Source organism: Hymenobacter segetis, from assembly GCF_038448715.1.
Taxonomy (GTDB): Bacteria; Bacteroidota; Bacteroidia; order Cytophagales; family Hymenobacteraceae; genus Hymenobacter; species Hymenobacter segetis.
Genome location: NZ_JBCEVZ010000103.1, coordinates 1 through 12,999, shown reverse-complemented (window position 1 = coordinate 12,999; position 12,999 = coordinate 1). Strand labels below are relative to the sequence as shown.

At 61.0% G+C, this 12,999-nt stretch carries 9 protein-coding genes; 3 read left to right on the top strand and 6 right to left on the bottom strand.

Annotated elements, in window-relative coordinates:
- A partial coding sequence (locus AAFH49_RS21815; RefSeq protein ID WP_342301548.1) for a ComEC/Rec2 family competence protein occupies positions 1 to 1,042 on the top strand: 1,042 nt, incomplete at its 5' end.
- 175 nt (positions 1,043 to 1,217) lie between these two features.
- Here the strand turns inward: AAFH49_RS21815 and AAFH49_RS21810 are convergent.
- The 6 genes from AAFH49_RS21810 to AAFH49_RS21785 all read right to left on the bottom strand — a co-directional run bounded on the left by AAFH49_RS21810 (position 1,218) and on the right by AAFH49_RS21785 (position 9,957).
- Complete coding sequence (locus tag AAFH49_RS21810; protein WP_342301546.1) at positions 1,218 to 4,079, bottom strand: CehA/McbA family metallohydrolase; 2,862 nt, start codon at positions 4,077 to 4,079, stop codon at positions 1,218 to 1,220.
- 267 nt (positions 4,080 to 4,346) lie between these two features.
- Entirely contained in the window at positions 4,347 to 5,711 is a 1,365-nt protein-coding gene (locus AAFH49_RS21805; RefSeq protein WP_342301545.1) for a Fic/DOC family protein, read from the bottom strand.
- A complete protein-coding gene (locus AAFH49_RS21800) occupies positions 5,711 to 5,983 on the bottom strand; it encodes an antitoxin VbhA family protein (RefSeq protein WP_342301544.1) in 273 nt (90 codons plus the stop codon). Before AAFH49_RS21800 ends, AAFH49_RS21805 begins: the two co-directional genes overlap by 1 nt.
- 89 nt (positions 5,984 to 6,072) lie before the next feature.
- Positions 6,073 to 8,322, bottom strand: a complete 2,250-nt coding sequence (locus AAFH49_RS21795) for a TraM recognition domain-containing protein (protein ID WP_342301542.1) — start codon at positions 8,320 to 8,322, stop codon at positions 6,073 to 6,075.
- Positions 8,323 to 8,357: 35 nt separating this feature from the next.
- Complete coding sequence (locus tag AAFH49_RS21790) at positions 8,358 to 9,392, bottom strand: DUF5712 family protein (protein WP_342301540.1); 1,035 nt, start codon at positions 9,390 to 9,392, stop codon at positions 8,358 to 8,360.
- A 49-nt stretch (positions 9,393 to 9,441) separates the two neighbouring features.
- Positions 9,442 to 9,957: a BfmA/BtgA family mobilization protein gene (locus AAFH49_RS21785; protein ID WP_342301538.1), complete on the bottom strand. Its 516-nt coding sequence runs from the start codon at positions 9,955 to 9,957 to the stop codon at positions 9,442 to 9,444.
- Positions 9,958 to 10,840: 883 nt separating this feature from the next.
- On the opposite strand from AAFH49_RS21785, the gene AAFH49_RS21780 reads away from it, so the two are divergent.
- Together AAFH49_RS21780 and AAFH49_RS21775 are read left to right on the top strand one after the other, a co-directional pair.
- A complete protein-coding gene (locus AAFH49_RS21780; RefSeq protein WP_342301536.1) occupies positions 10,841 to 11,608 on the top strand; it encodes a ParA family protein in 768 nt (255 codons plus the stop codon).
- On the top strand, positions 11,608 to 12,093 hold the full coding sequence (locus AAFH49_RS21775) for a hypothetical protein (RefSeq protein ID WP_342301534.1): 486 nt from the start codon (positions 11,608 to 11,610) through the stop codon (positions 12,091 to 12,093). The genes AAFH49_RS21780 and AAFH49_RS21775 overlap by 1 nt, the downstream gene beginning before the upstream one ends.
- The last annotated feature ends 906 nt before the right edge of the window (positions 12,094 to 12,999 follow it).

Here is a 12,999-nt window from a genome sequence, read left to right as displayed (position 1 = left end):
CATCGAAGTGGGTACCCGTCGTTTCCTGGTCGACGCGGGTCCCGATGCCCACATGAAGTCCTATCTGGTCAAGTGGCAGTATAAGCACTTGCTCAATAAAGGCATTTCTGTGCATCTAGACGCACTCTTTGTCAGTCATTTCGATGAAGACCACTACAACGGCTTTACCGAGTTGCTCGCCGACACCCGCTTTACCTTTGGTACAGTGTATCACAATGGCATCGGCAAATGCTCTAAATCCAAAACGGGCTACCATCCCCCTTTCAATTGCGGCTTGGGCGAAAAATATACATCGGCCGCGGGGGTAGAGTGTCTGAAAACGAATTTTGATTCGTTAGCCGACCTGCTGCAGTTGCGGGACGCCGGCGGGCTGCAGGCAATGTTTGTCCGGTTCATTACAGCCTTGGAAAAGGCGCACTTGGAAGGACGCCTCGATGCTGTGAAGCGCTTGCGGCACGATGACACGATTCTATTGGAAGAAACCATTGAAAATAAGCCCTTACGCCTTACGGTCCTGGGACCCGTCTGTGAGGACAATAATGGGACCTGGGAGCATCGCTGGCTGGTGGATGATTCGCACACCGTAAATGGGCACAGCTTGGTTTTAAAGTTGGAATTTGGCACCTGTTCTGTTCTGCTGGGCGGGGACTTGAACACCCAAGCAGAAGTGCACTTGATGGATTCCTTTTCACCAAATAACCCCTTCCGGGTGGACGTTGCCAAAAGCTGCCACCACGGTTCTTCCGAGTTCTCGGAAAGCTTCATGGACTTGATTAGTCCGCTGGCCACCGTTATTTCCTCGGGAGACAATGAATCGTATTCTCATCCACGGGCCGATGCCGTTGGTTGCGCGGGCAAATACAGCCGGAGTGCGCGCCCGCTAGTATTTTCCACGGAATTAGCCCGCTCCACCAACTTGGAGAAGAGCACTTTGCTGTACGGGATGATTAATCTGCGCTGCGATGGGCAGCGTATTTTCATGGCCCATATGAAAGAAGCTACCACCACCGCAGACCTCTGGGATTCCTATCAAGTCAAGTAGTGACGCTGCAGCCACCCTGTGCAGGAACCAAGGAGGGTAAACGCATCGGCTGATGCTGGCGAACTACTCTTCAATGGCATTAAAAAAAAGGACCCCAGCCATGGGCCAAGGTCCTTTTTCATTGGAATACAAGCCAACTTCTTAATTCGGGGGTTCAGCTAACGACCGGCTGCGCTTACTCCACCAGCAGCTTGCGGTAGGCAGTACCGCTCTCATGGATAAGCCGCATGTGGTACAGTCCGGGCCCTAGCGCCGGCACAACCAACGTATGCGGCCCAGCTAATTGTCGCTCTCCGTTGACTAAGCTCACCACTCGCCGTCCCACTGCGTCAATTACTTCCACTCGCACCACGCTGCCAGCCGGCAGGAAGTAGGACAGCGTTGCGGTCCCCGCCGTAGGATTCGGGAAAATGGCCAACGCCAGTGCCTCCGCCTCGGGCGTGGTGGCCGTGACGATGCGCCGGGTGTACCAGATGGGGGACGTGACCAGGCTGTCCCCGTCGGCCTGGGAGATGACGGCGTAGTAGTACGCAGTGGCATTGATGGCCAACGGGTCCACGTAGCTCAGGGCCGTGGCCCCAGCCGCCGCGGTGGCCACCACCACGGGTGCCGCGCCGCTGCCGGGTACGCCGCGCAGCAGGCGCAGCGAGGTGACGGGCTCGTTGTCGGCATCGCTCACGCTCGCGGTAATCGAGGCCGGGCCCTGCTCCGCAAAGATGGAGCCCATGGGTTGGTTGTTGAGCGTAAACGTGGCTTCGGCATTCCAGTCATCCGAGGCATAGAAGTGACGCTGACGCAGCGCGTCCATGAGGTCGGCGGGCGTTAGCGCGGGGGCCAGAACCACCAGGCGGGCCGGCGTGGTGCGCAAAAACGTCGTGTTGTGGTTGTCGTGGTCGAGGCTGATGCCCACGTGGTAGCCCTTGGCCAAAAGCGCCGTGAAGGTGCTCGTGTAGCTGCCCCGCGAGGGGTTGGTATAGGTGATGTTGGTCGAGGTGGCCGGGCCCGAGCGCAGCACCGTGCCCACGATGGCCGAGTCGGCCCGCGGACTAAAGGCCGCGCTGCCGGCCAGGTTGCCGTAGTCGCCGCGCTGCGGGTGGGCCAGGGTGGCAAAGGCGCCCGGCCGCCGGTTGATTTCGCGGAACAGGCCCTGGTAGTCGTTCTTGGCCACGAACACGTCGTAGTTGCCCGGCTCCCAGCCCAGCAGCTGATTCACGCCGTAGACCACGACGTGGCCGCCGCCGCTGATGACGCCCCACTCCATGCCGTAAAGGGCGACGAAGCTGGCCGTGGTGGCCTGCGTGGCCTGCTGCAGGCCGCGGGCATAGTTGGGCAGGCTCATGCCGGCCTGGCTGTGGTTGTGCTCCGAGATGCCCAGGAAGTCCGAGTGCAGCGAGGCCGCCGCGTACTGAAAGTCCTGCAGGGGCGTCACGGCCAGCCCGTCCTGGTTGCCGTCCGAGTAACTGCTGTGCGCGTGGATGTTGCCCCGGAAGGGCAGCAGCGTGCCCACCGGCGGGACCGGCACGGTGTAGGTGGTATTGGCGAAAAAGGACGTGGTGTAGGCCGCCGAGCAGCCCGTGCCGTTGTAGGTGAAGACCTCCACGGAGTAGGTCGTGCCGGGCAGCAGGTTGGTCACCGTCACGCTCGTGGCCCCGGTGCCGGCGTAGACCACGTAGCCGCTGCCGAGCGCGCTGCCCCCGCCGTACGCCGCGCTGGCCGTGTAGCCGGTGCCGGCGGCGGGCAGGGCCAGGGCCGAGGAGCGGGGCCGCACTACCACCAGGTGGTTGGCCCCGCTGCCGGGCGTCCAGCCGAAGGTGGCGGCGGTGCGGCCGGCCGCGACGGCCGTGGCCGCGGTTGGGTTCTGGGTGGGGAAGGCGGCCAGCACACACGGGGCCGTGGTGAAGGTGCCGCTGGCCGGTGTGGCCGGCAGGTAATTGGTCGTGCAGCCCGTGCCGAGCAGCTCGTAGACCTGGTAGGCATAGGGCGTGTTGGGCTGCAGGTTGGTCACGGTAACCGTCGTGCCCGTCCCAGCATACACCACGTACCGGCCGGTGCCCAGTGCTGAACCACTGCCGAAGGCTGCGTTGCCGTTGTACACGCTCCCGTCGGTGGGCGCGGCCGCCGCGACGCTGGCGGGCCGCACGACCACGATTCGCCCGGTGCCGTTGCCCGCCGCCCAGCTCAGCGTGGCACCCGTGGTGGTCAGGTTGGCGGCCACGGGGGACGTGGCGGCCTGCGTCGGTTCGGGCCCCAGCGTACACGGTGCCGTCACGTAGATGTTGTCAAACACGGCATTCTCCGTGGCCGTGGTGGCATGGTTCCAGAAGCAGCCCACCCAGGGCAGCGACGTGGTGGCCAGGGCGGAGTCCTTGCGCACGCCGATGCGCACGAACGTGGCCGTCGTGGGGTCGTCAAACGTGGCCGTGTTGGCGCTCACTTCCAGCGTCCAGTTGTCCTCGTCCGGGGCGTAGAGCACCCGCACCGTGTGCGCCGGTCCCGTCAATGCCCCGGTCGCTGCCGGCACGCTCACGGCGGCCAGCGTACGCAGGGTCGCGGGCCCGGTCAGCCCGCCGGTGTAGCGCACCAGCTTCAGGCTATCGGGCGCGCCCGAATTGCCGTAGACCACCGCGTAGCCGTTGCCGGTGGTAAAGTCCGCCGCGCTGCCGGCCAGCACGAAGGCCACCCCGTAGTTATTGGGCCCGAACCCCGACGGATTGGGCCGCGACTGCTGCATGTTGAAGAGCCAGGTCAGCTGGTCCGCGTTTTGGCGCAGCACCGGGCTGTAGCGGCTGGACACGTCGCGCGACACGTAGTCCTTGCCCAGCACGCCGCTGCTCAGCTTAAGCTGGTTACTCACAATGGCCGCACCGGTGCCGGCCGTGGTTTCAGTTTCCAGCCAGCCCGCACCCACCGTGGGGCTGTCCGGCCGGTTAAAATCATCCAGCAAGGTGGGGGCCTGGGTCTGCGCCAAAACAGTAGTCGGTGCCAGCAGCGACAGGCCACTAACCAGCCAACGGCGAAGGGTAAGCGATGTAATCATAACGGGGAGGGGGAATGGACAGCCAATTTACTCCCATACGTGCCCGACGAACCTTTGGGCAGTAATAGACGCTGCTCTTGCTTTGGCAATGGCTTAGGGTAGTGAGAAAGGCCGAGAGTGCCGTATCCGCTCAATCCAACATAAGCAGCACCCAGTTGGATATGGGGTACAATGAGTTCATGCAGTCCCTCGTTTCGCCGGAAGACTGGGCCGATAAGCAGTCATTGCGTCAAGTGGATAAGGAGCATTAATGTTGGTTAAGCTTGATTATCGTTCTACTTCTTGGCCGGCAGCCCGGCTATCATCAGCGCTAATTTGCTTCTGCATTTCAGGTGCATTTACCATAATCCCCACCGCGTTTTTCAGTTCGTCCAGATGCCGGCTGCCATTCAGTACCGGAAGCTTACCTGCTGCGTCGATGGACCTGCCGACGTTCTCTCGATTCAACCCGCCAATAAACGGCGTGCGTTCCACGTGCTTGGCCACCTCCTGCAGTCGGTCTGCATCCAATCCCTTCCCGTGTTCGCGCAGGACCGGCGCCACATGAGCAGCAGCTTCCTTAAAAATGGCCTGAGCCTGAGCGTGAGTTGGGGGCAGCGGCTGTTGCGCACCAGTCGCTGCTTCTTTGGCTGCCGTGATTGCCTGAACCTGCTCGGCCGCTGTACGAAACCGCTTAGCATCTGTCTGGTCCAGCTTGGCATCGGGGCCCTGCAGAGCTGGATGCTTGATAATCTTCTCCGCCGCCTGCTGAAACTGCCCTATGTGGGTCTGGATAGCCGCTGGATTCAGGTTGGTCGCCTCTACCCCCTTCCCCACCGCTACGCCCTTTTCAAAATTACCGGCCCCGGGCATATTAGCGACAATGTCCATCACCCGGTAGCCCGTCACCTCCAGCTCCCGCCGGGCATCGAAGGCTTTCATCTCTGGAGATAAGGCCGCCAGCGGACGCGCCTGGCTGGGGTCACGCAGCTTTTTGGCTTCGATTCCAGGCGCCGGGCTAATCACCTGCTCAAACATGGCTTTCAGTGCCCGCAAGTTCTTCTCCGCTTCCTGAGGCGCATGCGACCGCACCATGGCCAGGTCGCGGGCCCGGTTGAGCGTGGCCGGGTCAATGCGGGCAAAGTCGACCTGGTAGCCGGCCTCCTTGCCCAGTTGCACAAACGTGGCCTGCAGCGTGCGCCCGTTGCCATCCCGAAAAGCGTGGGTGTGATTGTACTGGTCGAGGTAGTAGGCGGCGCGCTCGGCAAACTTCTCTTCCGACAGCCCCTTCAGGTTATTCTCCTTGCCCAGCTGCTCACCGATGGCGTTCAGGCGCAGCTCAATCTCCTTATAGGGCGCGTAGGTCATCGTTTCTTTTAAGCCCGTGACGTAGGTGGGCTTATGCCCCTGAAACTCCCGGTCGGCCCGGGTTTCGCCGGCCCACTGGTAGACTCCCTCAAAGAGCTTCTGGTGCACCTGCTTGAGGTGGGCGTGGTCGTAGCGCCCACCTGGAATGCCGCCCTGTATATTGAGCCGCTGCAGGCGCAGCAGTGAGGAGTCGGTTTCGGCCTGCGCCAGCTGCTGGGGGTCGGTAATGCCCAGCCGGTTTATCCGCACTCCGTTCTCGTCGCTGAATCGGTCGCCGGCTACCATCAGCGCGCGGAGTTAGGCTCGGAGGTAGCAAACCCGGCTGCCGGCCGGTAGCGGGCCAGCAGCATGGCGTCGGTGAGCTCAATGGCCTCCTCGATGCTTATCTCTCCGTCCACGTGCCGCTGCATGATGGCCAGGGCCTCCGGGCTGGGCGCGGGGCCGTTGCTCATCAGGATGGCAATGGAGTTGTTAGCGTGCCGTTCCCGCTCCTGGCGGTTAGCGAACTGTTCGGGAGTCAGGCCGGCCGGGGCGGGCGTGAAAAAGCTCTTCATCATAAGGTTTTAAGTATGGATGATGGGTACTTACTTAACAGCAAAAAGGGCCTAAACGTCGCTTTTTACAGGCTTTCTGAGGCTAATCCACCTCATTTCTTTGTGCCTCCTGCTAAGGTATTTACATGCAGGGCGAGTGTTTCTTTTACCTGCTGGCTGACCTGCCGGTAGTTCTCCTGCACCACCGTCGACAACGCGGCGGCGCTGTCCTCTTCGCCGGTCCCGAACGTGGCCACCGGGTGCAGCGGAAAACGCTCCTGGGTAGCATCGGCCCGGGAGATGACGCCCTGGAAGAAGGTGCGCTCAGTTTCCACCGTCTGGCCGATAAACTCGCCCTGTTGCAGGCCGATGGCATCCTGCACCCGCACCAGGTTGCGCTCCTGGTAGCTGGTGCTCAGGTTGGAGCTGTGGCTGCCGTGGCTGCCGGCCCCGCCCTGGCTCTTGCCGGTGCTGGTGCTGTGCATCTGCTTGTCCTCGCGGCCCACGAGCTCGGAAATGAACTTGGCCGTGTCGAGCGAGTTGACCTTGCCGAAAAACTGGTTGTTGAGGTTGCTGACCATAACCTTCATCTTCTCAGGGCCATAGGCGTCGGTCATTTGCGCCAGGTCCTGGGTCATGTAGATGGTGGCCACCTTGTTGCTGCGGGCCGTGGCCGGCAGCAGCTCCAGCCCCGGCACGTACACCGTGGCGGCCTCGTCGAGGAACACGTAGCTGCGGTGCTTGTGCTGCTGGTTCATGAGCTTGATGGCCACCGTGATGATGCAGCTGACCACCGGCGAGAAGGTTTCCTTGAGCGTGGGGTCGTTGCCGATGCAGAGCAGTGCCGGCTGCTTCGGGTCGTTCAGATTCAGCGAGAACCCCTCCCCTTTCGCCTCATCGGGGGTGAGCACCCAGACAATTTCTGGGGAGTTGATGCGGTTGAGAATCACCTGCAGCGTGCCCACCACGGCGGCCACCTGCTTCTCGGCCCGCTGCTCCACGGCCGTCACGATGCTGCGCACCATGCCGGCGCACTCGGGGTCAGTTTCCAGCATCGAGAGCACGTGCTTGAAGTCCTTGTGGATGGCCGTGGCCACCACGTGGGGAATGGTGCAGTAGCAGGGAAAGTGCTTTTTGTAAAACCAGATGATGCCCGTCAGGTAAGCCACGGCGCTGATGTCGAAGAACTCCATCTTGCGGATGCTGGCCGGGTTGAGGTTGTTGATGATGGCCCGCGAGTACTCCTCAGCAAACGCCACCACCGGCATGTCCTCGGCCCGCAGCGGGTTCACCCGCTCGCTGCGGGTCAGGTCGCGGAAGTTGATTACGTGCAGCACCACCGCCGGCTCGGGCTCTCTGTTGGGCAGCAGCCGCGGCGGGCTCTGCCGGCGCCCGGCCAGCTCCAACGCCTTCTGCGCCGTTTCGGCCAGCACTGGAAACTTGAAGTCGTAGATGAGCCCGGCAAAGTTCTTGGCCGCCAGCTGCTCGATGAGCGGTTCACCAATGGAATAAGTCTTACCCGCCCCGGCGCCGCCGAGCACCAGCACGCCGCGGTAGGGGTTGGGCACGTTCACCCAACCGCCCCCTTCCGTGGGCAGGTTGAATCCGTCCGGCGTCTCCAGCTTCTTACGCTCCACGCTCAGCCCAAACTCCGGGCTCTTGGTCGCGGCCCGCAGCAGCCCTACCACAAAGCCGCTGGCCAGCGCCACACTCACCGCGACGGGGTAGCCCATCCGGATAAAGCCCGGCTGGTAGGAAGCCATGGTCAGCAGCCCGTAGGCGCTAAGCAGAAACAGCCCCGCGCAGCTGGCCACGACGACGCGCACGGCTTGGGGCCGCAGCGGCTTGCGCCGGGCCGGGCCGCCGGGTTTGCGCTCGGGTGCGGGCAGCACAAATACCAGCACTCCGGCCAGGAGCAGCACCAGCCCGCGCAGGTACCCGCCGGCCGCGTAATAGAACCTACCTGCCTTGACCAGCAGCCTGCCTTTAAATCCCTGCCCGGCGGTGGCGACACTCAGCGCGGCCGCCCCTCCCCTACTCACCACCTGGTCGCCGGCCCGGCTCGTGGCCGTGGCCATTTCAGCGGCGGGCTGGCCTACTACCGGCGCCGCCTGCCGCTGCAGCCGGGCCCGGCGAGCTTCAGCCCGTTGCTGGTTAATGACGGCCATTCGGGCCGCCAGGCGCTGGCCGGGGGTTAGCTTGGGAGCCTGCATGGCCTGGTGCTGAGTAGCCCGGGCCGTCGCCAGCTCTGCGGGGTGCTGCAGCACGTACCATTCGCCGGCCAGCAAGGCTAGTAGCAGCAGGCCGATGAGCAAGCCGATGGATTGGGACTGAGCCGCCGGTCGAGGGGGTAAACTGGTCATAGGGGATGAGGAAAAGGAGCAGTTTGCTGGTAGGCTTACATTTCGATGTCGAGCTCCGCGCTGTGGCGCCCGGGCTTCTCGGCCACGTGCTCGGTGCGCTCGTCCTTCGCGTTTTGGGCGTGACGTACCAGATGCTGCACCGCGTGCAGAGCAGTGGCAGCCTGGCGCTGTGGGGTAGCCGCCTGCTCCCGCCCCGTACTGAGCAGCTGCAGGGCGTTGTCGATGGGTCGGCCGTCGCGGGCCCGCTCTTCTACTCTAGCCAGCATCCGGTAGAAGGTCTTGTCAAACTCCCGGGCCACGGCAATGCCCTGCACCGTGTCCGAGGCCAGGTGCTGCTCATGGGGCACCAGCAGGTTGATGCGTGCCACGCGCCCGGCAATCTTATCCAGCCGACCCGCGTCGTGGGTGGTGTCCCGCTGCCGGGTAGCCTGGGGCCGTAGCTTCTCATGCTCCTGGGCCACGTAGCCAAACTGCCGCTCGAACTGCCGGCCGGCCGCGGCCTGCCAGCGCATCAAATCAAACCGCTGCCGGCGCCCGCCGGGATTAAGGGTTAGCTTCTGCTCCGCGTCGCGGGCACTAACAATGACGTGCACGTGGGCCTGCAGCCCAGTTCGCTTCTCCCCGGCTTTGGCCGTGCCGGCCAGCACTTCGGGGTCCGTGCCCCGGTAGGTGCGGTCCTGGTGCAGCACGGCGCCCCACACGATGTCCTGGCTGCTCAGTTGGCGGCCGCCGGGCAGGGTAAAGTTCTGCGCGTACTGCTGCATCACTGCCCGCGTGTAGGCCTTGAGCTTCTCGGGGTCGCTGCCGATGTGGGCCAGCTCCTGCTCGCTCGGGCTCAGCACCAGGGAGTAAAATTTAGCCTCGCTGGCCCGCAGGCCTTTCACGTTGGTATCGATGGCCTGTCGCACTTCTGCGGCGTTTAACTCGTTGGCATCGGCGCTGAAAAACGTGGCTTCCTGCCCCTCCCCTACTGCTTCGTGCTGCAGGTACTGGAGCGTCTGCGCGCTGCTGCCGGTGTTGGTATACGCGGCTTTGCCGTGCGTTTTGGGGTTGATTAATTTGACGTACATCTTAAGGTAGACCGGTATTTTATTGGCGTATCGTAGTTGCTTTTTCGCTTTATTGCCCCTGCCCTGCCGGTACTTCATCCGGCTTGCTGCGCTTACCTGGCCCCGCATTTCGGGCCGCTTCCAAAGCTGCTTTTACCTGCTTTTCGACTGCTTCCTCGTTGCGCTGCCGCAGCAGCTGCAGGGCCTGCTGCTGCCGTTGCAGTTGTGGCTCGCTGAGCGTTTCCAGCTGTGCGTTGAGGTTGCCCACCAGGATTTCATTCAGGCGCAGCACCCGCTCCAGCGTGATGCGCGTGCGCAGCATTTCCTCCAGCATGGCCGTGAGCAATGTGCGCTCCTGCTCCTGCATAAACCCAAATACCCGGTCCCCAAGCTTCTTTATCTGTTGCATGATGAGCTGCCCCTCACGAGCCTCCGTCTCGCGCGGGTCCAGGCCTCGGGTGGCAAAGTATTCCACCGCCGCACTGGCGTACACGCCCAGGCTGGCGCCGACTTCCGCCGCGGCCGCCTCAGCTTTCCGGTGGGTGTTGTTGTCCAGGGTGACCCGCTTGCGTAGCTCCGTGCTCATCGTGTTATTTCTATTTTAGCGGCCTTGTGGGCAATTTTTCATGCTTTGAATCAGCCACTTACCTTGCCATGGCCCGTAAATCAGCTCTGCTGATTTATAAAATACTCAAGACTAAGGCATTAGCCGTTGGATTGGGGTGTTCTTCTTGCTGAGACTATTCTATGGTTAGCAAAAAGTTAGTTATAAGCTAGTACGCAGCTTTGCATCGCCGTGTTAGCAGCTGGCGCTTTTTTCCCTACCGCCCTGTTCTATCGTGCTCTGTGGTTAGCGGATTGGACCGCTGCTTGGGGTTTCGGCAGCTGGCCACGCATAGTGATTTGGCGCTAGCTCAGGGCTTCCAAATAGCTTTCCAGAGCCAACCAGTGGGTTTTTCAATTCGGCGCCTACTTCCTGTAGTTCTGCAATTCTGTATTTCTGTTGCTATAGGAAAACTAAATACACCAGCAGTACCGCGACGGTACCAATGACGTTCTGCTTTTCTGTTGTTCTGTTCTTCTATAGCTCCACAAGCAAGAAAGCTGCGCAGGTCGGGCTTGCACATTCTGCTTTTATGCAATTCTGTTTTTCTGCATTTCTGTTGTCATGAAAGGCCCCACCGGCTGGCGCTGCCTGCAGATTTGCCATTCTGCAGCCGCACAGTTTTGCAGAACGACACTTCTGTTAATCTGGTTTAATACTATTTTGCGTTTCTGTTTTTCTGTTGTTTTGTATTTATACTGAATGACTGATTAACAGAATTGCTTTTCTGTGTTCTTGCGCAATAATATTTCTGCTTTTCAGCAAAAGCGTGGTTCTGTGTTTCTGCTTTTCTATTACTTTTGGCTCACCGTCCCGCTGGTCGTCGTGACCGGCCTCTACTCACGCCCTCAACCCCGCACCAACTATGTCCAAGGTTATCAGCTTTGCCACCCAGAAGGGGGGCTCCGGTAAATCCACCCTAGCCCTCGTGCTCGCCGCCCCGCTGGCGACCGAGTACGGCCTGCGCATCGCCGTCCTGGACTGCGACTACCAGCAGAGTATCGTCAAGACCCGTGAGCAGGTGGACGCGGCCAACTTCGCCCGGCTGCGCGAAACCAACCCCGACGCGCAGTATCCCTACGACGTGTACCCCTGGCAGCTGAGCCGGATTTTCGACTTCATCGACAACCCCGAGCACAACTACGACCTGATTATCATTGACGTGCCGGGCCGCGCCGACGGCGACGACGTGTTCAACGCCCTGACGGCCTGCGACGCGGTGATTGTACCTCTGGTGTCGGATTACCTGGACCGGGCCTCCACGGCCGAGTTCATGACCATCCTGGAGGCCATCAAGAAGGCGGCCGACGACGCGCAGATTGACTTCCAGTACTACGGCCTGCCCACCAAGCGCGTGGCGGGGCAGCGGGAGGAGAAGGAGATGGACGACTACATCGACGGACTGGGCCTCTCGCGCTTCAACTCCTCCCTGGGCCACCGCAAGGCCTACACCCGGGCTTCGACGCTCTATAGCCTGCTCAACCCGGCCTGGGCGCGCTACGCCGGCGGCACCAAGGACACCAGTGACGAAATCCGCCGCGTGTGCGAGGAGCTCATCGAGCGCCTGGGCCTGCCTGACCGCCGTGCCGCAGCTGCCGCTTCCGTATCCACCGCTTCAACCTCCGCGAAATAATGGGCTTCGAGAAACCACAAATCACCCCGCGCCGCCGCATTGAAGTGCCCGAAGAAGCCCGCCAGCAGGCCCGGGCCGGGATGGGAGGGGAGGCCACCCGCACGGCTACGGCGCCGCCCGCAGCAGTAGAGCCTATCGCGGCGCCGACTGCGGTAGCAGCTCCGGCGGCCCCGGCACCCGCCCCCGTTGCGGAACCAGCCCCAGCGCCAGTCCCTGTTGCTCCGGTGGCTTCGGCTGCTGCACCGGTCCGGGCCTCTACCCGGGGCCGTAAGCCCGCCGCGGCAGCGGCGCCAGCGCCGGAGGGCGAAGTGCCGCTGCACACGGTCCAAATCGCCAAATCCGTGGTGCAGGAGATTAAGATGAGCCTGCTGCTGGCCACGCCCGGCCCGGACACGCCCACGACCATCAAGAATTACCTGGAAGCTGCCCACCGGCACTACGACGCTTACCTGCGTAAAGCCGGCAAGCTGCCGCCCGCCAAGTAGGGGAGGGGCACTTGGTTGCAGCAACAGCAAAAGCAGCCTCTTCGGGGGCTGCTTTTGCTTTAGGCAATGATGGCGGGCCTTGCCGACGCGCCAGTTGCTACGCAGCCGCTGGCATTATCCATCTCTCACATTTTATAAGTTTTGTTCCCCATCCTTCTTCCCGAAGTAAGGTGGCAGGGGTGTCGTTACCAATGGCCGAATAAGCTGCTAATCTTGCTCTGCAGCCTTGAAAGGGCATTCCAGACAGGCAAAAGCGTGAGTGTACTGCGGTTCTTGAGTTGGGGTTTCGCTTATAAAACGTGCTAGTTTGCCGTGGCAACACCCCAAGTGGCTTATAAAACGTGGTAATTCATTGTTATTCATAAGTTAGCAAGAAGTTAGTAGGACTCGTTTGCGGGCTGAAAAAATCCGGAATGGCTTATAAAAAGTGGTGCAAGACTCCAGGTAGCCTGAGATTCAATAGCTGCTGCAGCCACTTATAAAACGTGGTTTTAAGCGGGTAACGTACAGGTTCCGCTTGGAAAAGTGCAATCCCCGTGCTCGTTGGGTCCTTTTGCTTTTTTTGTTGTTTTCTTGTTTGTTCTGGCCCGTGGTTTGGACCACCACTCTAAAAGCTATTCCGAATGGGTATCAACAACCTTTGTGAGTTTATTTGTTAATCCTTGTCTATTTGTAGGGCTCAGAAGTACCTGACAATCAATAGCATATAATGGTATAAAACCACTTTTTATAAGCGAAAAACCACGTTTTATACCTTTTATTACCACGTTTTATAAGTGAACTCTCACGTTTTATAAGTCTATCCACCACGTTTTATAAGCTAAAAACCACGCCCAACTACCACTGTGGTTTTTTAGCTACCGGCTCATTATCTTTGCTTTATTCCCACCGCCTTATGTCCTAGTC

Bases quoted from the DNA above. Each gene is read 5' to 3' on its own strand.
- AAFH49_RS21810 (WP_342301546.1), bottom strand. From the start codon at position 4,079: ATGATTACATCGCTTACCCTTCGCCGTTGGCTGGTTAGTGGCCTGTCG.
- AAFH49_RS21805 (WP_342301545.1), bottom strand. From the start codon at position 5,711: ATGGTAGCCGGCGACCGATTCAGCGACGAGAACGGAGTGCGGATAAAC.
- AAFH49_RS21800 (WP_342301544.1), bottom strand. From the start codon at position 5,983: ATGATGAAGAGCTTTTTCACGCCCGCCCCGGCCGGCCTGACTCCCGAA.
- AAFH49_RS21795 (WP_342301542.1), bottom strand. From the start codon at position 8,322: ATGACCAGTTTACCCCCTCGACCGGCGGCTCAGTCCCAATCCATCGGC.
- AAFH49_RS21790 (WP_342301540.1), bottom strand. From the start codon at position 9,392: ATGTACGTCAAATTAATCAACCCCAAAACGCACGGCAAAGCCGCGTAT.
- AAFH49_RS21785 (WP_342301538.1), bottom strand. From the start codon at position 9,957: ATGAGCACGGAGCTACGCAAGCGGGTCACCCTGGACAACAACACCCAC.
- AAFH49_RS21780 (WP_342301536.1), top strand. From the start codon at position 10,841: ATGTCCAAGGTTATCAGCTTTGCCACCCAGAAGGGGGGCTCCGGTAAA.
- AAFH49_RS21775 (WP_342301534.1), top strand. From the start codon at position 11,608: ATGGGCTTCGAGAAACCACAAATCACCCCGCGCCGCCGCATTGAAGTG.